General features: G+C 66.4%; 18 protein-coding genes. 15 read left to right on the top strand and 3 right to left on the bottom strand.

The window, feature by feature from the left end; all coding sequences use genetic code 11:
* Positions 1–143 precede the first annotated feature (143 nt).
* The 6 genes from LK542_RS10460 to LK542_RS10435 all read left to right on the top strand — a co-directional run bounded on the left by LK542_RS10460 (position 144) and on the right by LK542_RS10435 (position 8,855).
* On the top strand, positions 144–1,856 hold the full coding sequence (locus tag LK542_RS10460) for an ATP-dependent DNA helicase RecQ (RefSeq protein WP_227811853.1): 1,713 nt from the start codon (positions 144–146) through the stop codon (positions 1,854–1,856).
* A gap of 31 nt (positions 1,857–1,887) precedes the next feature.
* Positions 1,888–2,952 carry a ligase-associated DNA damage response exonuclease gene (locus LK542_RS10455; RefSeq protein ID WP_227811852.1) on the top strand — a complete coding sequence of 355 codons (1,065 nt, stop codon included), beginning with the start codon at positions 1,888–1,890 and terminating at the stop codon, positions 2,950–2,952.
* Positions 2,945–4,579, top strand: coding sequence for an ATP-dependent DNA ligase (locus LK542_RS10450; protein ID WP_227811851.1), 1,635 nt, complete (start codon positions 2,945–2,947; stop codon positions 4,577–4,579). Before LK542_RS10455 ends, LK542_RS10450 begins: the two co-directional genes overlap by 8 nt.
* Entirely contained in the window at positions 4,576–7,038 is a 2,463-nt protein-coding gene (locus LK542_RS10445; RefSeq protein WP_227811850.1) for a ligase-associated DNA damage response DEXH box helicase, read from the top strand. The genes LK542_RS10450 and LK542_RS10445 overlap by 4 nt, the downstream gene beginning before the upstream one ends.
* On the top strand, positions 7,035–7,697 hold the full coding sequence (pdeM, locus tag LK542_RS10440) for a ligase-associated DNA damage response endonuclease PdeM (RefSeq protein ID WP_227811849.1): 663 nt from the start codon (positions 7,035–7,037) through the stop codon (positions 7,695–7,697). Before LK542_RS10445 ends, pdeM begins: the two co-directional genes overlap by 4 nt.
* Positions 7,698–7,772: 75 nt before the next feature.
* Positions 7,773–8,855 (top strand): glycine zipper 2TM domain-containing protein, encoded by a 1,083-nt coding sequence (locus tag LK542_RS10435; RefSeq protein ID WP_227799148.1) that lies wholly within the window; start codon positions 7,773–7,775, stop codon positions 8,853–8,855.
* A 182-nt stretch (positions 8,856–9,037) separates the two neighbouring features.
* Here LK542_RS10435 and LK542_RS10430 read toward each other — a convergent pair whose 3' ends face one another.
* From LK542_RS10430 to LK542_RS10420, 3 genes are all read right to left on the bottom strand, one after another.
* On the bottom strand, positions 9,038–9,832 hold the full coding sequence (locus LK542_RS10430; RefSeq protein WP_027866725.1) for a Crp/Fnr family transcriptional regulator: 795 nt from the start codon (positions 9,830–9,832) through the stop codon (positions 9,038–9,040).
* A 428-nt stretch (positions 9,833–10,260) separates the two neighbouring features.
* Complete coding sequence (locus LK542_RS10425) at positions 10,261–10,905, bottom strand: response regulator transcription factor (RefSeq protein ID WP_227799147.1); 645 nt, start codon at positions 10,903–10,905, stop codon at positions 10,261–10,263.
* A gap of 91 nt (positions 10,906–10,996) precedes the next feature.
* The gene (locus LK542_RS10420; protein WP_227811848.1) at positions 10,997–11,464 is read right to left on the bottom strand and encodes a universal stress protein; all 468 of its coding nucleotides are present in this window, start codon (positions 11,462–11,464) and stop codon (positions 10,997–10,999) included.
* Between the two features lie 390 nt (positions 11,465–11,854).
* Here LK542_RS10420 and LK542_RS10415 point away from each other — a divergent pair, with 390 nt between their 5' ends.
* The 9 genes from LK542_RS10415 to truA all read left to right on the top strand — a co-directional run bounded on the left by LK542_RS10415 (position 11,855) and on the right by truA (position 23,652).
* Positions 11,855–12,703: a protein phosphatase CheZ gene (locus LK542_RS10415; RefSeq protein ID WP_227811847.1), complete on the top strand. Its 849-nt coding sequence runs from the start codon at positions 11,855–11,857 to the stop codon at positions 12,701–12,703.
* Positions 12,703–14,592, top strand: coding sequence for a chemotaxis protein CheA (locus LK542_RS10410; RefSeq protein WP_227811846.1), 1,890 nt, complete (start codon positions 12,703–12,705; stop codon positions 14,590–14,592). The genes LK542_RS10415 and LK542_RS10410 overlap by 1 nt, the downstream gene beginning before the upstream one ends.
* Before the next feature lie 343 nt (positions 14,593–14,935).
* Positions 14,936–16,336: a 3-isopropylmalate dehydratase large subunit gene (gene leuC / locus LK542_RS10405; RefSeq protein WP_227811845.1), complete on the top strand. Its 1,401-nt coding sequence runs from the start codon at positions 14,936–14,938 to the stop codon at positions 16,334–16,336.
* 42 nt (positions 16,337–16,378) lie between these two features.
* Complete coding sequence (locus tag LK542_RS10400) at positions 16,379–16,501, top strand: entericidin A/B family lipoprotein (protein ID WP_227799142.1); 123 nt, start codon at positions 16,379–16,381, stop codon at positions 16,499–16,501.
* Between the two features lie 20 nt (positions 16,502–16,521).
* Complete coding sequence (gene leuD / locus LK542_RS10395) at positions 16,522–17,169, top strand: 3-isopropylmalate dehydratase small subunit (protein ID WP_227799141.1); 648 nt, start codon at positions 16,522–16,524, stop codon at positions 17,167–17,169.
* A 10-nt stretch (positions 17,170–17,179) separates the two neighbouring features.
* Complete coding sequence (gene leuB / locus LK542_RS10390; RefSeq protein WP_227811844.1) at positions 17,180–18,250, top strand: 3-isopropylmalate dehydrogenase; 1,071 nt, start codon at positions 17,180–17,182, stop codon at positions 18,248–18,250.
* A 45-nt stretch (positions 18,251–18,295) separates the two neighbouring features.
* Entirely contained in the window at positions 18,296–19,426 is a 1,131-nt protein-coding gene (gene asd, locus LK542_RS10385; RefSeq protein ID WP_227811843.1) for an aspartate-semialdehyde dehydrogenase, read from the top strand.
* Positions 19,427–19,702: 276 nt separating this feature from the next.
* Positions 19,703–22,855 (top strand): FimV/HubP family polar landmark protein, encoded by a 3,153-nt coding sequence (locus tag LK542_RS10380; protein ID WP_227811842.1) that lies wholly within the window; start codon positions 19,703–19,705, stop codon positions 22,853–22,855.
* Complete coding sequence (truA, locus tag LK542_RS10375; protein WP_227811841.1) at positions 22,852–23,652, top strand: tRNA pseudouridine(38-40) synthase TruA; 801 nt, start codon at positions 22,852–22,854, stop codon at positions 23,650–23,652. The genes LK542_RS10380 and truA overlap by 4 nt, the downstream gene beginning before the upstream one ends.
* Positions 23,653–23,665: the final 13 nt, after the last annotated feature.

Here is a 23,665-nt window from a genome sequence, read left to right as displayed (position 1 = left end):
CAAAAACTCCGCGAAGTTGTAGGAATAAACCTTGTGACATTGTCACGACGATCCGTAGTCACTTTTCCAGTTGAGCTCCTACGGGTCAGGTAGGCTGCGTCCTATAGGTGGGCCGATGCGGCGGGCATAGAGTGATGCCTATCATGACCCGACACGAACCCAAACTCCTGCACCGCGGCCTCCTGGCCGTGCGCCGCAATACCATCCGTCGCCTGCTGCGCTCCGTCTTCGGCATCGAGCAGCTGCGCGAGGGCCAGCAAAAGGTGATCGACAGCGTCCTGGACGGCAAGGACACGCTGGCGATCATGCCTACCGGCGGCGGCAAGTCGCTGTGCTACCAGATCCCCGCCAAGATGCTCGAGGGGATCACCATCGTCGTTTCGCCCCTGATCTCCCTGATGAAGGACCAGCTCGAGAAGCTGGAGGAAATGGGGATCCGCTCGGTCCAGGTCAACAGCAGCCTGAACGCGGAAGAGGAAGCGGCCGCCATCGCGGCGATTACCAATGAAGCCTGCGAGATCGTGTTCTGTACGCCCGAGCGCCTGGTTTCGCCCGAATTCATCGCCGTGCTCAAGGAAGTCACGCTCGACATCGTCGTGATCGACGAAGCCCACTGCATCTCGCAATGGGGCCACGATTTCCGTCCGGCCTACATTGGCATCGCCGCCGCCATCGACGCCCTCGGCAAGCCGCCGGTGCTGGCGCTGACCGCCACCGCGACCGATGGCGTGATCGAGGACATCCGCAAGCAGCTGAATCGCACGAAGATGAATGTGATCAACACGGGCATCTACCGGCCGAACCTGCACTATGGCGTGGTACAGGTCACCAACCAGCAGGAAAAGCTGGCCCAGGCCCTGCGCCTGGTGCAGGAAAGCGAGGGTGTCGGCATCGTCTATGCCGCCACCGTCAAGGTGGCCGAGGAAATGCTGGCCGTACTGGAAGAGGCCGGCGAATCGGTCACCATCTACCACGGCAAGCTGAGCGCCGCCGAGCGCAAGCATAACCAGGACATGTTCATGAGCGGCGAGCGCCGCGTCATGGTCGCGACCAATGCTTTCGGCATGGGCATCGACAAGAGCGACACCCGCTTCGTGATCCACCTGCAGATCCCGGCCAACCTGGAGTCCTATTACCAGGAATCGGGCCGCGCCGGGCGCGATGGGCTGGACGCGAGCTGCACGCTGCTGTTCCTGCAGGACGACAAGCGCATCCAGCAATTCTTCCTGATGAAGCACTATCCGGCCGCCGCCGAGCTGCAGACGGTGTACACCGTGGCGCGCGAACTGGCCGAGGAAGGGCCGCTCACGACCGAGCGTTTCGAGACGGCGCTGGAGGAAGCGGGCGAGGCCAAGCTCAAGGTCTGCCTCAAGCTCCTGAAGGACGGCAAGCTGCTGCGCCAGAACCGCAAGCTCGAATACGTGCTCACCAGCAAGGAGCCTGACCCGCAAGTGTTCGGGCAATTGGCCGAGGTGTATGTCCAGAAGGCGGAACGGGACCGTGTGGCCCTCGAGCAGATGGTAGGCTATGCCGTAAGCGGTTTTTGCCGCTGGATGCTGTTGCTGGATTATTTCGGCGACGAAGTCGATGGCTTCGAGAAGTGCTGCAAATGCGACAACTGCCTGAATCCGCCGGCGCTGGCTCTGACGGAAGGCATCGAAATCCGCGACGACGAATTCGACCGCGAACCGGCGCCCGAGCCATCCGGGCCGCAATTCGAAGTCGGTGGGCGGGCAAAGGCGCCGAAACATGGCGAGGGTGTGGTCGTCGCCGTGGCAGGCGACCAGGTCACACTGGAATTCCCGGACCAGGAAGAGCCACGTACCTTCCTGGCTGATTTTCTCGAGCCGGCCTGAGAAGGCCGCGCTTCAACCGCGAAGGGGCTGCATGGGAGACATGGTCGTCGTCAGGAAAGAGGGGCTGTATTGCGTGCCCGGCGGGTTCTATATCGACCCCTGGCGCCCGGTCGACCGGGCCATCATCACCCATGCCCACGGCGACCATGCGCGCTACGGCCACGGCCATTACCTGTCCGCGGCGCCCGGCGTCAACGTGCTCAAGTCGCGCCTCGGCGACATCAACGTGCAGGGGCTGGAGTACGGCGAAACCATCGTTCATAACGGCGTGACCATCTCGCTGCACCCGGCCGGGCACGTACTCGGCTCGGCGCAGATCCGGATGGAGTGCGGCGGCAGGGTGTGGGTCGCTTCGGGCGACTACAAGGTCGAGCCGGACAAGACCTGCGCGCCCTTCGAACCGGTGCGCTGCGACACCTTCATCACCGAATCGACCTTCGGCCTGCCGATTTACCGCTGGGACCCGGAGCAGCAGGTGATCGACGAGATGAATGCCTGGTGGCGCCGCAATGCCGAGGCAGGGCGCTGCAGCGTGGTGTTCGCCTATGCATTCGGCAAGGCCCAGCGCATTCTGTCACGCCTGGACGCCTCGATCGGTCCCATCGTCTGCCACGGCGCGGTGGAGCCGCTCAACCGCGTGTACCGCGCGGGCGGCGTCGAGCTGCCCGAGACCGTGATGGTCAGCGAGATCGAGAAAGCTGCGCTGCGGCGCGCGATCGTCATCGCACCGCCCTCGGCCAGCGGCTCGCCCTGGATGAAGCGCTTCGGCGACTACAGCGATTCCTTTGCCAGCGGCTGGATGCTGCTGCGCGGCGCGCGCCGCCGGCGCGGCGTGGACCGTGGCTTCGTGCTGTCCGACCACGCCGACTGGCCGGGCCTGATGAGCGCCATCAAGGCGACCGAGGCCGAGCAGGTGATCGTCACCCACGGCTCGATTCCGACCATGGTGCGCTGGCTGTGCCAGAACGGGCTGGATGCGAAGGGTTTCGATACCGAATACGGCGACGAAGAGGAGGACGAAGCGCTGCCGCCGGCGGGCGCAGCGGCGTCCAGGGAGGCGGCGAAGGAGGAGCCTGCGGGAGAGCCCGATGCGTGAATTCGCCCGCCTGTACGCCGAACTCGACGAAACCACCTCCACCACGCGCAAGCTCGAGGCCCTGCAAGCCTATTTCTCGCACGCGGCGCCGGAAAATGCCGCCTGGGCGGTGTACTTCCTGGCCGGCGGCAAGCCGCGCCAGGCGGTGCCGACCAAACTGTTGCGCCAGTATGCGATCGAATACGCGGGCCTGGACGACTGGCTGTTCGACGAGTCCTATCACGCGGTCGGCGACATGGCCGAGACCATCGCCCACATCCTGCCACCGCCGAGCCGCCGCAGCGAAGTCGGCCTGGCCGAATGGATGGAGGGGCGTATCGGCCCCTTGCGCGGCGCCGACCCCGGCACCATCCGCGAGGCCCTGTTCGCGGCCTGGGATGAACTCGACTGGCGCGAGCGCTTCCTGTTCGTGAAGCTGATCGGCGGCGGTTTCCGGGTTGGGGTGTCGCGCCTGCTGGTGACGCGGGCCCTGGCCGCCATCGCCGCGGTCGACAGCAAGCTGATCGCGCAACGCCTGATGGGCTGGACCGACAACTCGGTGCGGCCCACGGCGACCAGCTTCCTGCAGCTGATCGCGGCCCAGTCGGACGAAGAACACAAGCTGCGCGGCGGCCAGCCTTATCCCTTCTTCCTGGCGCACCAGCTGCAGGGGGAACCCGCCGAGCTGGGCGAAGTCGACGACTGGCAGGTGGAGTGGAAGTACGACGGCATCCGTGCCCAGCTGGTGCGGCGTGGCGGCCAGAACTTCCTGTGGTCGCGCGGCGAAGACCTGATCACCGAGCGCTTTCCCGAGCTGGCCAACTTGCGCATCCCGGAGGGCACGGTGCTCGATGGCGAAGTGCTGATCTGGCAGCCCGGCTGCGCGGCGCCTGCACCCTTTGCCGACCTGCAGAAGCGCATCGGCCGCAAGACCCTGAGCGCCAAGCTGCTGGCCGAGCTGCCGGCCGTGCTGTGCTGCTACGACCTGCTCGAATTCGGCGGCGTCGACCTGCGCGCGCTGCCCCAGCACGAGCGGCGCGCGCTGATGGAAACCGAGGTCACAGCCATCGACCTGCCCCAGCTGCGCCTGTCGCCGCTGGTGACGGCGGACAGCTGGGATGCGCTGGCAAGCCTGCGCGCCGAATCGCGCGAGCGCGGCGTCGAAGGCATGATGCTCAAGGCGCGCAGCGCCCAGTACGGCGTGGGCCGCACCAAGGATGTCGGTACCTGGTGGAAGTGGAAAATCGATCCCTATACGGTGGACGCGGTGCTGATCTACGCCCAGGCCGGCAGCGGACGGCGCGCCTCGCTCTACACCGACTACACCTTCGCGGTCTGGGACGGGGAGGGCGAGGAGCGCAAGCTGGTCCCCTTCGCCAAGGCCTATTCGGGCCTGACCGATGCCGAGATCCAGCAGGTGGACAATGCGGTGCGCAAGACCACGATTGAAAAATTCGGGCCGGTGCGATCGGTCAAGCCCACCATGGTGTTCGAGATCGGCTTCGAGGGCATCGCGCTGTCGACCCGCCACAAGGCGGGCATCGCGGTGCGCTTCCCGCGCATCCTGCGACGCCGCTTCGACAAGCCGGTCGAGGAAGCGGACACCCTCGACACCCTGAAAGGCCTGCTGGCCGCAGCTGGCCCATGAGCAAGAACCCAGTCACCGAACGCATCGACGCCTGGTTGGCGTCGAAGGGCTGGACCGCGTTTCCGTTCCAGCGCAATGTGTGGAAGGCGGCCCTGAAGGGGCAGTCCGGCCTGCTGCACGCGAACACGGGCGCCGGCAAGACCTTCGCAGTCTGGTTCGCGGCCCTGCAGCGCGCCGGCCTGAAGACCGGCCGCCACAGCTCCGGCCTGCGCGTGCTGTGGATCACGCCGATGCGGGCGCTGGCCGCCGACACCACGCGTGCGCTGCAGGAGTCGAGCGCCCAGCTGCTGCCCGAGTGGGAAGTCGGCGCCCGCACCGGCGACACCGGTTCCGCAGAACGCGCACGCCAGAGCCGCAAGATGCCGGCGGCGCTGGTCACCACGCCCGAAAGCCTGTCGCTGATGCTGAGCCACGCTGCCGCATCCGAGCAATTCAAGCACCTCGACATGATCGTCATCGACGAGTGGCACGAACTGATGGGCAGCAAGCGCGGCGTGCAGGTGCAGCTGGCGCTGGCCCGCCTGCGCCACTGGCGCCCTGAACTCCTGGTCTGGGGCGTATCGGCGACCATGGGCAACCTGGACCTGGCGCGCCAGGTGCTGCTGGGCGGTGACGACGGCGTGCTGGTGGAAGGCGACTTGCGCAAGAAAATCGAGGTGGACTGCCTGATCCCCGAGAACGTGGCGCGCTTCCCCTGGGGCGGCCACATGGGCCTGCAGATGCTGGGCCCTGTGATCCGCGAGATCGAGCACTACGACGCCACCCTGGTGTTCACCAATACCCGCGCCCAGTCCGAGATCTGGTACCAGAACATCCTCGATGAACGTCCGGACTGGGCCGGCCTGATCGCGCTGCACCACGGCTCGCTCGACCGCGAGGTGCGCGAGTGGGTCGAGATGGGCCTCAAGAAGGGCGAGCTGAAGGCGGTGATCTGCACCGCGAGCCTCGACCTGGGCGTGGACTTCCTGCCGGTCGAGCGCGTGCTGCAGGTTGGCAGCGCCAAGGGCATCGCGCGCCTGCTGCAGCGGGCCGGGCGCAGCGGCCACGCGCCGGGGCGGGTCTCGCGCGTGACCCTGGTGCCGACCAATAGCCTGGAACTGCTGGAAGCGGCCGGCGCCAAGAAAGCGGTGGCGGCGCGCCGCATCGAGGGCCGCTACGTGCCGAACAAGCCCTTCGACGTGCTGGTGCAGCACCTGGTGACGGTGGCGCTGGGCGGGGGCTTCCGCTCCGAGGAGCTGTTTGAGGAAGTCAAGCGCGCCTGGTCCTACCGCAACCTGAATGAAGAGGAATGGCAGTGGACACTGGATTTCGTCGCGCGCGGCGGCCAGAGCCTGCTGGCCTATCCGGAATACCGGCGCGTGCTGCCGGACGAGGAGGGCGTGTACCGCGTGCCGGATACGGCCATCGGCCGGCGCCACCGCATGGGCATCGGCACCATCGTATCCGACTCGACCATCTCGGTGAAGTACATGAGCGGCGGGAGGATAGGCAGCGTCGAGGAATCCTTCATCTCGCGCATGAAGCCGGGCGACCACTTCCTGTTCGGCGGGCGCATCCTGGAATTCGTGCGGGTGCACGAGATGACGGCCTTCGTGAAACGCGCCACCAGCAACCGCGGCGCGATCGCGCGCTGGGGCGGCGCCAAGATGCCGATGTCCTCGGAGCTGGCGCACGCCGCGCTGGAAGAGCTGCGCCTGGCCTCGCAAGGCATCTACGACAGTCCGGAGATGCAGGCGATCCGCCCGCTGATCGAGATCCAGTGCCGCTGGTCGGCGCTGCCCACCAGCGAGACCCTGGTCCTGGAGAGCATGAAGAGCCGCGAAGGCTATCACCTGTTCGTGTTCGCATTTGCGGGACGCTCGGTGCACACGGGCCTGGCTTCCCTGTTCGCCTACCGGATCGGGCGCATGCAGCCTTCGACCTTCTCGATCGCCGTCAACGACTACGGCTTCGAGCTGCTGACGCCGGAGCCGGTCGACTGGGCCAGCATGTTCGATGCCGAAACCGGTGCGGATGTGGATCTGTTTAGCACCGACTGCCTGCTCGAGGACGTGCTGGGCAGCCTGAACGCCACCCAGCTGTCGCAGCAGCGCTTCCGCGAAGTGGCGCGGATCGCCGGCCTGGTGTTCCAGGGCTATCCGGGCCAGCCGAAATCGAACCGCCAGCTGCAGGCCTCGTCTTCGCTGTTCTTCGAAGTCTTCCGCAAGCACGACAGCGACAACCTGCTGCTCACGCAAGCCCAGCGCGAAGTGCTGGAGCAGGAACTGGAGCTGACGCGCCTGCGCGAGACCCTGGTCGAGCTGCACGGCCGGCGCGTCGCCTTCCGTGAAGTCAAACGCGCCACGCCCTTCGGCTTCGCCCTGATGGTCGAGCGCTTCCGCGAAAAGGTCAGCACCGAAAAGCTGTCCGACCGGGTGGCGCGCATGGTGCGCGAACTGGAAAAGGCGGCCGCCGCATGAGTGTCCAAACCGATGCGGCGGCGGTGCGGGTGGCCGGCGAGACCGTGCTGCTGCTGCCCGAGAAAGCCCTGTACTGGCCGGCCGAGAAGATGCTGATCGTGGCCGATATCCACTTCGGCAAGGCGGCCGCCTTCCGCGCCCTGGGCGTGCCGGTGCCGCGCGGGACCACCACCGAGAACCTGCTGGGCCTGGACGCCCTGATCGATGCGCACGGCGCGCGCCACATCGTCTTTCTCGGCGACTTCCTGCATGCGCGCGCCGCCCACGCCAGCGCCACCCAGCTGGCGATGCTGGCCTGGCGCGAGCGCCGCAGCGAGCTGCAGCTGACCCTGGTGCGCGGCAACCACGACCGCCACGCGGGCGACCCGGCAGCAAGCCTGCGCATCGACCTGGTGGACGAACCGCACGCGCTCGGTCCCTTTGCCTTCTGCCATCACCCGGATCTTCCGACTGAGGGCTACGCCCTGGCCGGCCACATCCATCCCGTCTACGTGCTAGCCACCCGCTTCGATGCGCTGCGCCTGCCGTGCTTCGTGGTGGGCCGCGAGCGCATGATCCTGCCATCCTTCGGCGCCTTCACCGGCGGCCACGCGATCCGCCCGGAAGCGGGCGACAGCATCTGGGTCACCTCGGGCGAGGCCGTGCACTGCGTACGATAGCGAACCGATTCCTGTCGTGCTGGAGAGTACATTCCCTGTAGACCTTGAAACGCCATCGACCAGGGAGGAAAAGCCATGTATTTCAGTAAGTTGCTGCAAGCCGCGTTCCTTGCGGTAGTGACGCTCGGCCCGGTGCTCACCGGCTCAGCCGTCGCCCAGGCCTACCAGAACAACCGCGCCTACGGGCCTGCCATCAACGGATTCAACGTCGAGGAAGTACGCCGCCTGACGCCGGGCGTCGAGCTGCATTTCGACCTGTACGGCAGCCCGGGCGGTGTCGCGACGCTGCGCATCGATGGCGCCACGCGCAACCTGAACCTGACCGAAGTCGAGCCGGGCCAGTACACCGGTACCTATACCATCGGCACCCACGACCGCATCCGCCCGGAAAGCGGCGTCAGCGCCAACCTGCGCCTGGGCAACCAGGTAGCGACCAGCCTGCTGAGTGAATCCCTGTTGCAGGACAATGCGCCGCGCGCCCAGCGCCGTGGCCAGCTGGCGGCAGCGCCCGCGATCGAACGCTTCAACGTGCAGGGCAGCCCGGACCTGAGCCCGGGTAACGAGCTGCGCTTTACCGTGTTCGGCACCCCGGGCGGCCGGGTCGAGGTGGCGATGGCCGGCGCCCGCGGCGTGTTCTTCCTGCCGGAAGTGCGTCCCGGCGAATACGACGCCGTGTATACGATCCGCAACTCCGACCGCATCGCGCCGGACAGCCGCGTCACCGCGACCATCCGCGCCAACGGCCGCTACACCACCTCGGTGCTGGGCCGCCCGCTGCTGGCCGGCGGACGCGTCAGCGAACCGCGCCAGGCCCGGTACTGCACCAATTGCGCGACCGTGGAAGCCGTGAACGTGATCGAAGTGTCGGGGAATGGCAACTACCTGGGTACGGCCGGCGGCGCCGTGGTCGGCGGCCTGCTGGGCAGCCAGGTCGGCAGCGGCAGCGGCCGTACCGCGGCGACGGTGGCCGGCGCGGTGGCCGGCGGCCTGGCTGGCCGCAACATCCAGCGCAACATGAACCGCGAGCAGCGCTATGAAGTGGTGGTGCGTTATTCCAACAGTGGTGCGACCCAGACGCTGCAGTTCGATAACGATCCGGGCTTCCGCCAGGGTGACCGGGTGCGTGTGAACAACGGCGTGCTGTCGCGCGACCAGTAAGGCCAGAGTTCTTCTGTCCGTAGGGTGGGCGGGTTCCCCGCCCACGCGGTGATAGCAAGAAATTGACTCGACGCGGCTGCGCTAATTTCCGCTGACCGCGTGGGCGGAAATCCGCCCACCCTACATATAGAAAAGGCCGGTTCCCGCAAAGGAACCGGCCTTGTTGTTTTTCAGGTACGTCCTCAGGCCGTTGCCAGCACCTGATCGTCACCCGGCTGTTCGCTCTCGGCCTTCTGCTTGGCCCCGCCCTTGGTGCGCGAGCGCGAAGGGGGCAAGCGGCGCAGGGTTTTGAGCGCTTCGGCGTCCTTGATGCCGATGGTGCGCTGGTCGACGGTGATCAGGCCGATCTCGTTGAAGGCCGACAGGGTGCGGCTGACGGTTTCCAGGGTCAGGCCGAGGTAGCTGCCGATCTCGTGGCGGGTCATGCGCAGGTTGAACAGCTTGCTGGAGTAGCCCATGGCGGCGAAGCGGTCGGCCAGCGAGACCAGGAACCTGGCCACGCGCGCCTCGGCGGAGAGGGCGCCGAGCATGCCGATCATGGTCTGCTCGCGCACCAGCTCACGGCTCATGACGCCGTACATCATGTTCTCGAGTTCGGCGTGGACGCGGCCGAGGGCGGTCAGCTTCTTGAAGGGCAGCAGGATCAGGTCGCAGTCGGACAGGGCCACCGCTTCCGAGGCGTAGTGGCGGGTGTGGATGCCGTCCACGCCCAGCATGTCGCCTTTCATCGGGAAGCTCAGCACCTGCTCGTTGCCAAACTCGTCGATGAGCACGGTCTTGAGGAAGCCGGAGTTGACGATATAGAGGGTGTCGAAAGCCTGGCCGATGGTGTGCACGCGTTGCCCGGTCTTGAACTGGACATGCTGGAACAGCAGTTCTTCGGAGGTCACCGACACGCTGGCCGGGATGCGGAGCAGGTCGCAGACTTCCTTCAGGTTGGACCAGAGGCGACCCTGGCGCTGGCGACCGGCTTCCATGGGAGTATGCAGGGTCGGCTGGGTGATGTTGCGTTGTTCTGACGTTGGCTGGGACTGCATGCTCATCTCCAGGTGAAAGACTCAGGGTTTCAGGCGGCGACCACAGAGCGGAGCTCGTTTTTAGCCTTCGCGGGCTGCGGCGGCGAACCCCGCTGCAGGCTGGCTCACGCTGGGACTTGGATCGCAAGCAAGTCGAAACGCTGAATTCAGTATGCCAACACGAGTCCGGCACGGATATCAGCGACTGCTGAATATGTAGGTAGGACGGTTCATCGGCTTGTAGGAATATTCCGACGGCGGATTTCAGGCCCAGAGGGAGAGTCCAGCAGGGGCGGCGCCAGAGGGAGCGCCGGGTGGCAGGCAGGGCTGCCGGGGGAAGAGTGACGCCGGCACAAAACCGGCGCCGGCCTGTCTAAGTGGTCTTTGTCCTACGCTTTCATCGGGGACAGCAGGCGGTGCGCCACCGCGTACTGGACCATTTCGGACAGGGAGGTCATGCCCATTTTCTGCATGATCCGGGTCTTGTGGGTGCTGACCGTCTTGACCGACAGGTGCAGGCCATTTGCGATCTCGGTGATCGATTTTCCACTGACGAGTAGCGAAAATACCTCAAACTCGCGATCCGACAATTGCTTGTGAAGCAGTTGCTCATTGGGCGCCATGATGTTCAGCGCCAGCTGCTCGGCCACTTCGGTACTGATATAGGGGCGTCCCGAGGCCACCTTGCGGATTGCGCCCACCAGCTGGGTGCCCGCACTTTCCTTGGTGAGGTAGCCCTGGGCTCCAGCGCGGATGGCGCGCACCGCGTATTGCTCTTCTTCGTGCATGGTGAGGATCAGGATCGCCAGCTTGGGCGCTTCGCTGCGCACCTGGCGGATCAGGTCGACCCCGCTGCGGCCCGGCATCGACAGGTCGAGCAGCAGCAGGTCGAAGCCGCCCTGGCGCACCTGGGTCAGCACTTCGAAGCCGTTGGTCGCTTCACCGGCGATCTCGATATCCGGCGCACCGTCGAGGATGCGCTTGAGGCCTTCGCGCATGATCGTGTGGTCGTCGGCAATTACGATGCGAATCATAGGACCATCCTTTCCGGTGAAAGCGACAGCGGCCGATGCAGGCTAGCACAGGGCCGGGGCTGAATCTGTCTTCCTTTCGTTACAGCTTTGCTCAGGCAGGCGCCGGTTCGCTGATCAGGCGGTGCACCAGCACCGGCTTGGTCGTGTGCGACAGCACCTTGTTGGTCACGCTCCCCAGCAGCAGCTGGCCCCAGCCGCTGCGGCCGTGCGAGCCCATGAAGATCAGGTCGCAGCCTTCTTGTTCGGCGACATCGACGATCTTGAGGGCCGCGGTGTCGGAAAAGGCGGTCATGCAGGCATGCTGCAGGCCGGCGCCGGCGCAGGAGCGCATGATTTTCCCCATGTATTCCTCGCCCATGCGGCGCATTTGCGCGATATATTCCTCTTCGCTGGGGTAGGAGGGAGGAATGATTTCCACGTATACCGGATACTGGTATTCCGGCGCGACGAACAGGGCCAGCACTTCGGCGCCCATCTGTTGCGCGAATTTGACGCCGGCGCAGGCCGTATGCTGCGACACGGCCGAGCCGTCGGTGGTGATCAGGATTTTGCGGTACATGGTGATGTCTCCTCCAATGGCCACGCCATTCTGCGGTGTCCGCGGCGTGGCAGTGCTTGCAAGAACGCAAACTGTTGAGCTCGATCAAACGTCGGACCGTTATTTCTGTGCATCAACAACAGGGGCACCGAGACCCCTACGTTACGAAAAACAACACCTCACTTGTGTAAACATTCAGGAACCAGACGTTTTAATTGTCGCGGAATTAAGTTTCGCTGTCCATTTTGTTGCGTCTCTGTCTCTGAGATTTACCTACGGCAACCACACTGCTACACTTCCATGCAGACTTGGACCATCCTGCAGGCCGCCGCGCGGCCGGGTGGTTGCATTACTTACCTACACTGACGCAGAGTACATTGCGAACTTATACACCATGGAGAAGCAGGGATTATGACCGACGCCGCTGACGATTTCGACGCATTATTCGAGGAAGTGGCGGCGCAGCGCGCCAGCGCTCCCGCTGACGCCCCGGCGCCGGCGCCCGAGGCGGCCCCGGCCGCAGCCGAGGACGACCTCGAGTCCCTGTTCGACCAGGTGTCGGCCTCGAGCGCACCTGCCGTTGCGGTCGCTGCTGCGCCGGCAATGGCCGCCGCCGCTCCGGCCGCGGGCGCTGCCGCCACCGAAACCGAGCCCGGCATGTTCGAACGCCTCGGCGGCATCGTGCGCCTGTTGCACGACTCGCTGCGTGAGCTGGGCTACGACAAGGCACTGACCGAAGCCTCGTCGGCCATCGTCGACGCCCAGGACCGCCTGGAATACGTCGCCACGCTGACCGAGCAGGCCGCCAACAAGGTGCTGAACACCCTGGACGACGGCATGCCGGCCCAGGACCTGCTATCGAAGCAGGCCAAGGACATGGAAAACCGCTGGGCCGACCTGTTCTCGGGCAAGCTGAGCCTGGACGAATTCAAGGCCCTGGCCGGCGATTCGCGCCAGTTCGCCGCCAGCGTCAACGAAGCGACCGAAGCCGAGAAGGCACGCCTGCTCGAGATCATGATGGCGCAGGACTTCCAGGACATCACCGGCCAGCTGATCAAGAAAGTGGTGAAGATCACCCAGACGGTCGAATCCGAGCTGGCACAGCTGCTGCGCGATCACGCTCCGGCCGACCTGAAGGAAAAGCTGGCCAAGAAAGAAGCGCCGCCTGCGCCGGCGCCGCTGATGTCGGGCCCCTCGGTGCCGGATACGGCGCTGAACCAGGACAACGTTGACGACCTTCTTGCCGATCTGGGATTCTAATGGACGATATGCTCAAGGACTTCGTCGTCGAGGCGATGGACCTTGCGGTGAATGTTGAAGAACATTTGCTGCGCCTCGAACGCGATCCGGACAACAAGGAAACGCTCAATGCGGTGTTCCGCTCCTTCCACACCATCAAGGGCGGCGCCGGCTTCATGGGCCTGCCCGCGCTGGTCGCGGCCTGCCACCTGACCGAGAACCTGTTCGACGCCCTGCGTACGGGACAGGCTCCGGTGACGCCGCTGGCGATCGAAGCCGCGCTGGAAGCGTCGGGTTTCGTGGCCGACCAGCTGAATGACCTGAACAACGGCACCCCGCCGGAAGGCCTGGCGCAAATGCCGGCCGCGCTCGAGCGCATCCTGACCGATGCGATCGAAGGCAAGGGCGCGCCGAGCGCCCCGGCGCCGGCCGCTCCCGCGCCGGCTGCCGCCGCACCGGCCGCTGCCGCACCGGCTGCCGCCGAAGCCGTGGCTGTCCCGGCCGCGGGCGAGGATGGCCTCGACTGGGTCGGCATGTACAACGCCGTGGTGCCCGCCGGCTCCGCGCTCGCCGCCGTGCCCGCAGCGCCGGCGCCGGTTGCCGCCGCAGCCGCCGCAGCAGCGGCGCCCGTTGAAGCCGCGCCTGCCGCCAAGCAGGGTGGCTGGGACGGTGTCGACCGCCGCCAGAACGACAAGGTGGCCGACGCGCGCGCCGCCGCCGCGCCGGCCAAGGACGAAAGCATCCGTATCGATGCGGTCAAGCTGGACGCGCTGCTGGAAGTGGCCGGCGAATCGGTGCAGGCCGCCAACCAGGCTGCCGTGCTGCTCGAGCGCCTGCAGCAGTACAAGTTCGAAGGTCCGGCCGCCGCCCTGATGGCGACGCTGACCGAGACCCTGGAGCGCGCCTCGCGCTACTCGGCCGAACTGCAGCGCGCCACGCTGGCGACCCGCATGCAGCCGGTCGGCCGCCTGTTCCAGAAGTTCCCGCGCCTGGTGCGCGAGCTGGCCAAGGACCTGGGCAAGGACGTCGAACTGACCATCGAAGGCGCCGAGACCGAAGTCGACCGCGTGGTGGTGGACAGCCTGTACGACCCGCTGGTGCACATGCTGCGCAACGCGCTCGACCACGGTGTCGAGTCGCCGGAAGAGCGCGTCGCCAACGGCAAGCCGGCCAAGGCCTTCATCCTGCTGAAAGCCTGGCAGGAAGCGAACAGCGTCATGATCGTGCTGCAGGACGACGGCAAGGGCATGGACCCGGTCAAGCTGCGCAAGAAGGCGATCGACAAGGGCCTGATCGGCGAGAACGGCGCCCCGAACGACGACGACGCCTACCAGCTGGTGTTCCTGCCGGGCTTCTCGACCAAGGAAGTCGCTTCCTCGGTGTCGGGCCGCGGCGTCGGCATGGACGTGGTCAAGACGGCGGTGGAGAAGAACCGCGGCGCGATCCGCATCGAATCGCAGCTGGGCGCGGGCACCCGCTTCGCGATCCGCCTGCCGATCGAACTGTCGATCGTGCCGACCATGCTGGTGTCGACCTCCAGCGCTTCGCTGGCGCTGCCGATGGCCGTCGTCGAGCGCGTGGTCGAGCTGCCGGAAGAGTTCCAGTGCGTGGGCGGCGCCCCGGTGCTGAAAGACCAGGGCCGCCCGCTGCCGGTGCGTTCGCTGGCCCTGGCGCTGGGCTACGAAGCCTGTTCCGAACGCGTCGGCATCGTCATCAACGCACCGCAGCCCTACATCCTGGCGGTGGAAGCGGTGGACGGCACGGCCGACCTGGTGATCAAGCCGATGACGGCGCTGTCCGTCGAAGGCATCACCGGTACCGCGCGTTCGGCCGAGGGCGAACTGGTGCTGGTGGTCGGCCTGTCCTTCCTGATGGACGGCTGCCGCAGCAACGTGCGACTCGCCGCGTAATCCCTACGTAGGGTGGGCGGCTTTGCCGCCCACGCGTGACAGCTGCGTGGGCGTTCGTGTTACAGGCCACTGGCCTGTAACACCCCGCCCACCCTACGGTGCTACCGCAGTGCGCCAATGCACTCGCTGCGTCACTCTGTGACAAAAGCGCAGACAAAAGCCTGAGCTACCCAGCTCAGGCTTTTTTTATTTGCATGGTAAGTTGTCTATGCAAATATTATTTGCATGGATAAGGTGTTGTTGGCAGAAAAATGCGCTGCCCCGGCTTGGTGCGGCACTGCACAATTATGGCATAATCAAAAACCGTCCCTGCATAAGCGGGGAGGCGTTCACTGGATAGACCATGCAAAAAACGCTCTACGACAAACTCTGGGATTCCCATGTCGTGCGTGCCGACGCCGATGGCACCACCGTCCTCTACATCGACCGCCACCTGGTGCACGAAGTCACCAGCCCGCAAGCCTTCGAGGGCCTGCGCGAGGCAAGGCGCGGGCTATGGCGTACCGAGGCGAATCTGGCCGTGGCCGACCACAACGTGCCGACCACCGACCGCGCCCACGGCATGGCCGACCCCACGTCGCGCCTGCAGGTCGAGACCCTGGACAGCAACGCGAAGAGCTTCGGTCTTACCTACTTCGACATGAACGACAAGCGCCAGGGCATCGTGCACGTGATCGGCCCGGAGCAGGGCGCCACGCTGCCCGGCATGACCGTGGTCTGCGGCGACTCGCACACCAGCACCCACGGCGCCTTCGGCTGCCTGGCGCACGGCATCGGCACCTCGGAAGTCGAACACGTGCTGGCTACCCAGACCCTGCTGGCCAAGAAGTCGAAATCGATGCTGGTGCAGGTCGACGGCGAACTGCCGCCGGGCGTGACCGCCAAGGACATCGTGCTGGCCGTGATCGGCGAGATCGGCACCGCCGGCGGCACCGGCTACGCCATCGAATTCGGCGGCTCGACCATCCGCGCGCTGTCGATGGAAGGCCGCATGACGGTCTGTAACATGGCGATCGAAGCGGGCGCGCGCGCCGGCATGGTCGCGGTGGACGGCACCACCATCGACTACGTCAAGGGCCGCCCGTTCTCGCCCAAGGGCGAGCAGTGGGAGCAGGCCGTGGCTTACTGGCGCACCCTGCACTCGGACGAGGGCGCTGCCTTCGACACGGTCGTCAGGCTCGACGCTGCGCAGATCCGCCCGCAGGTCACCTGGGGCACCTCGCCCGAGATGGTGACCTCGGTCGACGGCCGCGTACCGGATCCGCAGCAGGAGAGCGACGCGGTGCGTCGCAGCGCGTTTGAGAAGGCACTGGCCTACATGGACCTGCAGCCCAACACCCCGATTGAACAGATCCGGATCGACAAGGTCTTCATCGGCTCCTGCACCAATTCGCGCATCGAAGACCTGCGCGCCGCCGCCGAGGTGGTGCGCGGCCGCCGCCGCGCCGACAGCGTCAAGCTGGCGATGGTGGTGCCGGGTTCGGGCCTGGTCAAGGAACAGGCCGAGCGCGAGGGCCTCGACCGCATCTTCAGGGAGGCCGGCTTCGAATGGCGCGAGCCGGGCTGCTCGATGTGCCTGGCCATGAACGCCGACCGCCTCGAACCGGGCGAGCGCTGCGCCTCGACCTCGAACCGCAACTTCGAGGGACGCCAGGGGCAGGGCGGCCGCACCCACCTGGTCTCGCCCGCGATGGCGGCGGCTGCCGGGATTGCCGGCCACTTTGTCGACGTCCGCGCACTTTGAAACGTTAATAAGGCTTTTAACCAGGAATACCGAAGGAACATCATGAAGAAAGCAATCGCACTCGCCCTCGTCGCCATCGTCCTCGCCGGATGCAACACCATCTCCGGCGTCGGCCGCGACGTGCAGAAGGCCGGCCAGGTCATCACCGGCGCCGGCGGCAGGTAATCGGCAAAGGCGGAACGATCATGGACAAATTCACCGTACACGCAGGCCTGGTGGCGCCGCTCGACCGCGCCAATGTCGACACCGATGCCATCATCCCGAAGCAGTTCCTGAAATCGATCCGCCGCACCGGCTTCGGCCCCAATCTATTCGACGAGTGGCGCTACCTGGACCACGGCGAGCCGGGCCAGGACTGCAGCACCCGTCCGCTGAACCCGGACTTCGTGCTCAACCAGCCGCGCTATGCCGGCGCCTCGATCCTGCTGGCGCGCAAGAACTTCGGCTGCGGCTCCTCGCGCGAGCACGCGCCCTGGGCCCTGCAGCAGTACGGTTTTCGCGCCATCGTGGCGCCGAGCTTTGCCGACATCTTCTTCAACAACTGCTACAAGAGCGGCCTGCTGCCGATCGTGCTGAGCGAGGAAGAGGTCGATGGCCTGTTCAAGGCGGTGGAAAACCAGCCGGGCTTCAGGCTGGTGGTCGACCTGGAACAGCAGCGCATCGGCGCCGCCGACGGCTCGGTGTCGTACGGCTTTGCCATCGATGAGTTCCGCAAGTACTGCCTGCTCAACGGCCTGGACGACATCGGCCTGACCCTGCGCCACGCCGACGAGATCCGCGCCTTCGAACAACGCCACCTGGCCGCCCAGCCCTGGCTCGCCAACTCGATCTGAAAGAGAGCTCATGAAAATCGCAGTCCTGCCGGGTGACGGCATCGGTCCGGAAATCATCCACGAAGCGATCAAGGTCCTGAGCGCGCTCGGCGAATCCTTCGAGATGGAGATCGCCCAGGTCGGCGGCGCCGGCTATGCGGCCCACGGCCATCCGCTGCCCGAAGGCACCCTGAAGCTGGCGAAGGAAGCGGACGCCGTGCTGTTCGGCGCGGTCGGCGACTACCAGTACGACAAGCTCGAGCGCGCCCTGCGTCCCGAGCAGGCCATCCTCGGCCTGCGCAAGGAGCTCGGCCTGTTCGCCAACCTGCGTCCCGCGATCCTGTATCCGGAACTGGCGGGCGCGTCCACGCTCAAGCCGGAAGTGGTCTCGGGACTGGATATCCTGATCATCCGCGAACTCACCGGCGACATTTATTTCGGCAAGCCGCGCGGCGTGCGCGAATGCCCGGACGGACCCTTCGCCGGCCAGCGCGAAGGCTTCGACACCATGCGCTACGCCGAAGGCGAGATCCGCCGCATCGCCCACGTGGCCTTCCAGGCCGCCCGCAAGCGCGACCGACGCGTGACCAGCGTCGACAAGGCCAACGTGCTGGAAACCTTCCAGTTCTGGCGCGACATCGTCACCGAGGTGCACCGCGAGTACGCCGACGTCGAGCTCGAGCACATGTATGTCGATAACGCGGCCATGCAGCTGGTGCGGGCCCCCAAGAAGTTCGATGTCATCGTCACTGGTAATATGTTCGGCGACATCCTGTCGGATGCCGCGGCGATGCTGACCGGCTCGATCGGCATGCTGCCGTCGGCCTCGCTCGACGCCAACAGCAAGGGCCTGTACGAGCCCTCGCACGGCTCGGCGCCCGACATCGCCGGCAAGGGCGTGGCCAATCCGCTGGCGACCATCCTGTCCGCCGCGATGATGCTGCGCTTCAGCTTCGGCCGCATGGACGCGGCCGACCGGATCGAGAACGCGGTCAAGCGTGTGCTGGCCCAGGGCCTGCGCACCCCGGATATCCACGAGCCGGGCACGACCAGGGTCGGCACGAAAGAAATGGGCGACGCTGTCGTCGCGGCGCTGGCCTGATGCGTTAATGGATTTCATAATCATTTTTATACCTGAGGGAAGACAATGAAATTAGTAGGCCTGGTTGGCTGGCGCGGCATGGTGGGCTCGGTCCTGATGCAGCGCATGCAGGAAGAGGGCGATTTCGACCATATCGAGCCGGTGTTCTTTACCACCTCGAATCCGGGCGGCGCCGCACCGAAAATGGCGAAGAACGAAACCACGCTGAAAAGCGCCAGCGACATCGCCGAACTGTCGAAATGCGAGATCATCATCTCGTGCCAGGGCGGCGACTACACGACCGAGGTGTACCCGCAGCTGCGCGCAGCCGGCTGGAACGGCTACTGGATCGACGCCGCCTCGACCCTGCGCATGAAGGACGACGCCGTCATCGTGCTCGATCCCGTCAACAAGGACGTGATCAAGAACGCCATGTCGCGCGGCGTGAAGAACTACATCGGCGGTAACTGCACCGTGTCGTGCATGCTGATGGGCCTGGGCGGCCTGTTCGAGCAGGGCCTGGTCGAATGGATGAGCTCGATGACCTACCAGGCGGCATCGGGCGGCGGCGCCCAGCACATGCGCGAACTGCTGACCCAGTTCGGCACCATCAACGGCGCCGTCAAGCCGCTGCTGGACGACCCGGCCTCGGCCATCCTCGAGATCGACCGCGCCGTGCTGGCGACCCAGCATGGCCTGAGCGCCGAAGAGACCAAGCAGTTCGGCGTGCCGCTGGCGGGCAACCTGATTCCGTGGATCGACAAGGACCTGGGCAACGGCCAGTCGAAGGAAGAGTGGAAGGCCGGCGCCGAGACCAACAAGATCCTCGGCCGTGGCGAAGGTTTTGCAGGTACCAAAGCCATCCCGGTCGATGGCCTGTGCGTGCGCATCGGCGCGATGCGCTGCCATTCGCAGGCGCTGACCATCAAGCTCACCAAGGATGTGCCGCTGGACGAGATCACCGACATCATCGCCTCGCACAACCAGTGGGTGAAGGTGGTGCCGAACACCCGCGAAGCCTCGATGCGCGACCTGTCGCCGGCTGCGGTGACCGGCAGCCTGACCATCCCGGTCGGCCGCCTGCGCAAGATGTCGATGGGCGAAGACTACCTGTCGGCCTTCACCGTCGGCGACCAGCTGCTGTGGGGCGCTGCCGAGCCGCTGCGCCGCATGCTGCGCATCGTGCTGGACAAGTAAGCACCCGGGTGGTCCGGTCCGCTGTCCGGACCACCCCTGTTGGCAGCCTTGCCACGACCCCTGCCATATTGCTAAGCGCTTGTAATCAAACGCTATCAAATTCCCCTCGTATCGGTCATTCTGGCCACACATCGTTCGCTGCCGCGCCTTCCATGTGCGCGGGAGGCTTGCATGCTCTAGAGCATGATGATATGTTGAGACTCCCAGGAAATCGTCTTTCCTCTGGCCAACTTTCCGGTTAACCGAACTATGCATTTTCAACACCGTCCTCCGCTCATGGCATTTGCGCTGAAAACAGTCACCGCGGCCGTCGCCAGCGCCGTGCTCCTGTCGTCCGCCGCCTCCGCTGCCGGCCTTGGGAAACTGACGGTGCTGTCGGCACTCGGCCAGCCGCTGCGGGCCGAGATCGAACTGACGACGACCGCCGGCGAAGACGCATCCAGCCTGGCCGTCAAACTGGCCTCGCCGGAAGCTTTCCGTGCGGCCAATATCGAATTCAACCCGGCCCTGCTGTCGCTGCGCTTCAATGTCGAGCAGCGCGCGGGCCGCCAGTTCATCCGCCTGAGCTCGACCCAGCCGCTGAACGAGCCTTTCGTCGACATGCTGATCGAGCTGTCGTGGAACAACGGCCGCCTGGTCCGCGAGTACACCTTCCTGCTCGACCCGGCCGAACTGCGCACGACCCAGCCGGCCCAGGTGGCGAGCGAGCCGCGTGCGGCCGCGCAGCCGGCCCAGCGTCCGGCCGTGCCGGCGCCGAGCGCGCCGCTGGCCCAGCCGGTCCAGCCGGCCGCGCCGGCCCCGGCGCCGCGCGCCGCCGCGCCGGCTCCCGCTCCTGCGCCGGCTGCGGCAGCCGCAGCAAACGAGACGCCGTCGCGCTACCGCGTCCGCCAGGGCGACACCCTGGGCAAGATCGCGGCCAAGCTCAAGCCGGCCGACATCTCGCTCGACATGATGCTGGTGGCGCTGTACCGCGCCAATCCGGACGCCTTTATCGGCAATAACATGAACCGCCTGAAGTCGGGCCAGATCCTGTCGGTGCCGGATTCGGACGGCCTGCGCGGGACCGGCGAGGCCGAGGCGCGCGGGGTCGTGGTCGCGCACGCGGCCGACTTCAACGCCTACCGCAACAAGCTGGCAGGGCAGGTGGCCAACGCCGCCCCGCAGCGCACGCCGCAGGCCGGCCAGAGCGCGGCCGGCAAGATCACCGCCAAGGTCGAGGAACGCCCGACCGCGGCCAAGGAATCGCAGGACCAGCTGCGCCTGTCGAAAGCCACCCAGGCCAGCACCGGCGCCCAGGGCAGCACCGCCAGCGCCGAAGAGACCATCGCGCGCGAACGCGAACTGAACCAGGCCCAGGAACGCGTCAAGGAACTCGAGCGCAACGTCAACGAACTCGAGCAGCTGATGACGGTGAAGAACCGCGCCGGCACAGACGTGCAGAGCGCCGCTGCCGGTGCAGCCGCCGGCGCCGCCGCCGGGGTTGCCGCCAACAAGGCAACGGAAGCGGCCGCGGACAAGCCTGCCGAAGCTGCCGCCGCGCCGGCCAAGCCGGCCGAGAAAAAGGCCAAGCCGCCGAAGAAGGCCAAGCCGCAAGAGAAGAGCTTCGCCGACACCGTGATGGACAACATCAACTATGTCGCCGGCGGCGTCGCCATCCTGCTGCTGGCCGCGCTGGGCGTCTCGCAGCGCCGCAGGAAGAAGAAGGACGGCGACAGGACCGTCGTCGCCGAGCCGTCGGTGCTGGGCGTGCCCTCGACGGCCGCGCACTCGCTGTTCGCGGAAGCGGGCGGCCAGAGCGTCGACACCAGCAATAGCGTGTTCAATTCCAGCTTCGCCCCCTCGGCCTCGCAGCTCGACACCAATGAAGTCGACCCGGTGGCGGAAGCCGACGTCTACATCGCCTACGGCCGCGACGCCCAGGCTGAAGAGATCCTGAAGGAAGCGCTGCGCACCCATCCGGAACGCCATCCGGTGCGCCTGAAGCTGCTCGAGATCTACGCGGCGCGCAAGGACCTGCGCGCCTTCGAAGCCCAGGCCACCGAGCTGCACGGCCTGACCCGCGGCCACGGCGAAGAATGGGCGCAGGCTGCGGCCCTGGGCCTGAGCATCGACCCGACCAATCCGCTGTACGCCAGCGCGAATGGCGCCGCCCCCGTCGTGGCCAGCCCGAGCGCGCAGGAGCGCGACCAGCAGTCGCTGCTGTCGCAGCAGCTCGAAGATGCCTTCCGCTCGGGTTCGTCTACCGGCGCACCCGTGGCGGCCCTGGGTGCGGGTGTCGCAGCCGGCGCTGCCTACGCCGCAATGGACCACGACGCGGAGCAGGAAGCGACCGCCGTCCCGGCAGAGCCGCTCGATAGCGTGGCCGAGCAGCGTACCGACGACAACTCGCTCGACTTCGACCTCGGCGGCCTGAGCTTCGAGCCGGTCACCGACCACGAACCGATCGCGATGAGCGGCCCGGACGCGGCCCAGGACGAGACCGCCGTGCCGGATCTCGACTTCGCCCTCGACCCGCTCGGTGATTCCATCACCTCGCCACCAGCTGATGTAACCGCGGCGCCGGCGCCAGCCAGCGAAGAAGCCTTCGACCTGGCCTTCGACATGAGCTTCGGCGAACCGCAGCCCGAGGCACGCGCGGCCGCACCGGTCGACCACGAGGCCGACATGGCCAGCCTGGCCGCCGAATTCGACCTGCCGCCGCCGGCGGTGGAAGAAGAAGTGCCGGCCGTGAGCGCGGCGGCGGCCGGGAAGGACCCGCTGTTCGACCTCGACACGATGGACTTCGGCCTGCCGGCCACCGCCCCGGCGCCTGCCGCCGTGGCCGAGGCGACCCCGTTCCACGAAGAAGTGCCGGCCATCCTCGGCGCGCCAAGCGGCACCGCCGCCCAAGGCGCGGACGATCCGCTGTTCGACCTCGACACCATGGACTTCGGCAGCCCGGCCGAGCCGGCCCCGGCCCCGAGCCAGCCGGCGGTCGAGCCTTTCGAGTTCGATGCGCCGCCGGCCGCCGCTGCGGCCCCGGGCGCCGAACCGTTCGACTTCGACATGAGGCCGGCCGGCGACGACGACCCGTTCGCGCTGCCGGAAGTACCGGCGATCGCCGCGGCCGGGGAAACCGCCCCGATCCCGGGCGTGCCGGTCGAGCCTTCGTTCGACCTGGCCGACATCGACCTCGACCTGCCGTCGATCGAGCAGCCGGCCGCCGCCGACAATGTGCTGCCGTTCCCGGCGCAGTCGCCAGAGCAGGGGCTGGAGCCGGCCGCGATGTCGCCGGAGCACATGGAAATGGAAACCAAGCTCGATCTCGCGATCGCCTACCAGGAAATCGGCGACAAGGAAGGCGCGCGCGAGCTGCTCGATGAAGTCATCAAGGGTGGCAGCAACGAACAGGTGAGCAAGGCCAGCGCCATGCGCTCCCTGCTGGCGTGAGGCGCATCGCACTTGGTGTCCAGTACGTAGGCACCGCCTGGAACGGCTACCAGAAGCAGCCGGATCGCAACACCGTCCAGGACCGGCTCGAGATCGCTCTCGAGAAGTTCGCCTGCACGTTCTTGGGTACCACTTGCGCCGGCCGGACGGACGCCGGCGTGCACGGCATCGAGCAGGTGGTCCACTTCGACACGGAACTCGACCGCGCCATGCAGAGCTGGGTGCGCGGGGTGAACGCCTTCCTGCCCGACTCGATCGTGGTGCGCTGGGCGCACGAGGTCGCGCCCGACCTGGACGGCAACGAGTTCCATGCGCGCTTCTCGGCGCGCTCGCGCACCTATCACTACGTGCTGTACAACCACCCGAATCCGTCGGCGCTGCTGACTGGCCGCGCGGGCTGGGTGTTCCGTCCGCTCGACGTCGAGCGCATGCGTGAAGCCGGACAGTACCTGATCGGCGAGCATGACTTTTCGGCCTTCCGGGCCTCGGGCTGCCAGGCCAATTCCCCGGTCAAGCAGATGCACGAGGTGAGCATTGCGCGCTACGGCGACGTGATCGTGTTCACGGTGCGCGCCAGCGCCTTCCTCCACCATATGGTGCGTAACATCGTCGGTTCGCTCATCTATGTGGGCACCGGCCGCAACGATCCTGGCTGGATGAAGGAGGTGCTGGAGAGCCGCTCGCGCGACGTGGCGGCGCCCACGTTCATGCCGGACGGCCTGTACCTGGCCAAAATCGATTACGATCCCAAGTGGGGATTGCCCCAGGAGCCTGCGCATCCCTTGCCCTGGCTCTGAGCCACCTTGGGAT

The sequence above is a fragment of the Massilia sp. IC2-477 genome (genome assembly GCF_020707265.1).
In the GTDB taxonomy this organism is placed as follows: domain Bacteria; phylum Pseudomonadota; class Gammaproteobacteria; order Burkholderiales; family Burkholderiaceae_D; genus Telluria.
This window is presented reverse-complemented; position numbering and strand designations above follow the sequence as displayed.

Coding starts and splice junctions, on each gene's coding strand:
- LK542_RS10410 (WP_227811846.1), top strand. CDS start 12,703: ATGGACGATATGCTCAAGGACTTCGTCGTCGAGGCGATGGACCTTGCG.
- LK542_RS10430 (WP_027866725.1), bottom strand. CDS start 9,832: ATGGAAGCCGGTCGCCAGCGCCAGGGTCGCCTCTGGTCCAACCTGAAG.
- asd (WP_227811843.1), top strand. CDS start 18,296: ATGAAATTAGTAGGCCTGGTTGGCTGGCGCGGCATGGTGGGCTCGGTC.
- leuC (WP_227811845.1), top strand. CDS start 14,936: ATGCAAAAAACGCTCTACGACAAACTCTGGGATTCCCATGTCGTGCGT.
- LK542_RS10420 (WP_227811848.1), bottom strand. CDS start 11,464: ATGTACCGCAAAATCCTGATCACCACCGACGGCTCGGCCGTGTCGCAG.
- LK542_RS10415 (WP_227811847.1), top strand. CDS start 11,855: ATGACCGACGCCGCTGACGATTTCGACGCATTATTCGAGGAAGTGGCG.
- LK542_RS10380 (WP_227811842.1), top strand. CDS start 19,703: ATGGCATTTGCGCTGAAAACAGTCACCGCGGCCGTCGCCAGCGCCGTG.
- LK542_RS10435 (WP_227799148.1), top strand. CDS start 7,773: ATGTATTTCAGTAAGTTGCTGCAAGCCGCGTTCCTTGCGGTAGTGACG.
- LK542_RS10455 (WP_227811852.1), top strand. CDS start 1,888: ATGGGAGACATGGTCGTCGTCAGGAAAGAGGGGCTGTATTGCGTGCCC.
- LK542_RS10450 (WP_227811851.1), top strand. CDS start 2,945: ATGCGTGAATTCGCCCGCCTGTACGCCGAACTCGACGAAACCACCTCC.
- LK542_RS10400 (WP_227799142.1), top strand. CDS start 16,379: ATGAAGAAAGCAATCGCACTCGCCCTCGTCGCCATCGTCCTCGCCGGA.
- leuD (WP_227799141.1), top strand. CDS start 16,522: ATGGACAAATTCACCGTACACGCAGGCCTGGTGGCGCCGCTCGACCGC.
- LK542_RS10460 (WP_227811853.1), top strand. CDS start 144: ATGACCCGACACGAACCCAAACTCCTGCACCGCGGCCTCCTGGCCGTG.
- LK542_RS10425 (WP_227799147.1), bottom strand. CDS start 10,905: ATGATTCGCATCGTAATTGCCGACGACCACACGATCATGCGCGAAGGC.
- leuB (WP_227811844.1), top strand. CDS start 17,180: ATGAAAATCGCAGTCCTGCCGGGTGACGGCATCGGTCCGGAAATCATC.
- pdeM (WP_227811849.1), top strand. CDS start 7,035: ATGAGTGTCCAAACCGATGCGGCGGCGGTGCGGGTGGCCGGCGAGACC.
- LK542_RS10445 (WP_227811850.1), top strand. CDS start 4,576: ATGAGCAAGAACCCAGTCACCGAACGCATCGACGCCTGGTTGGCGTCG.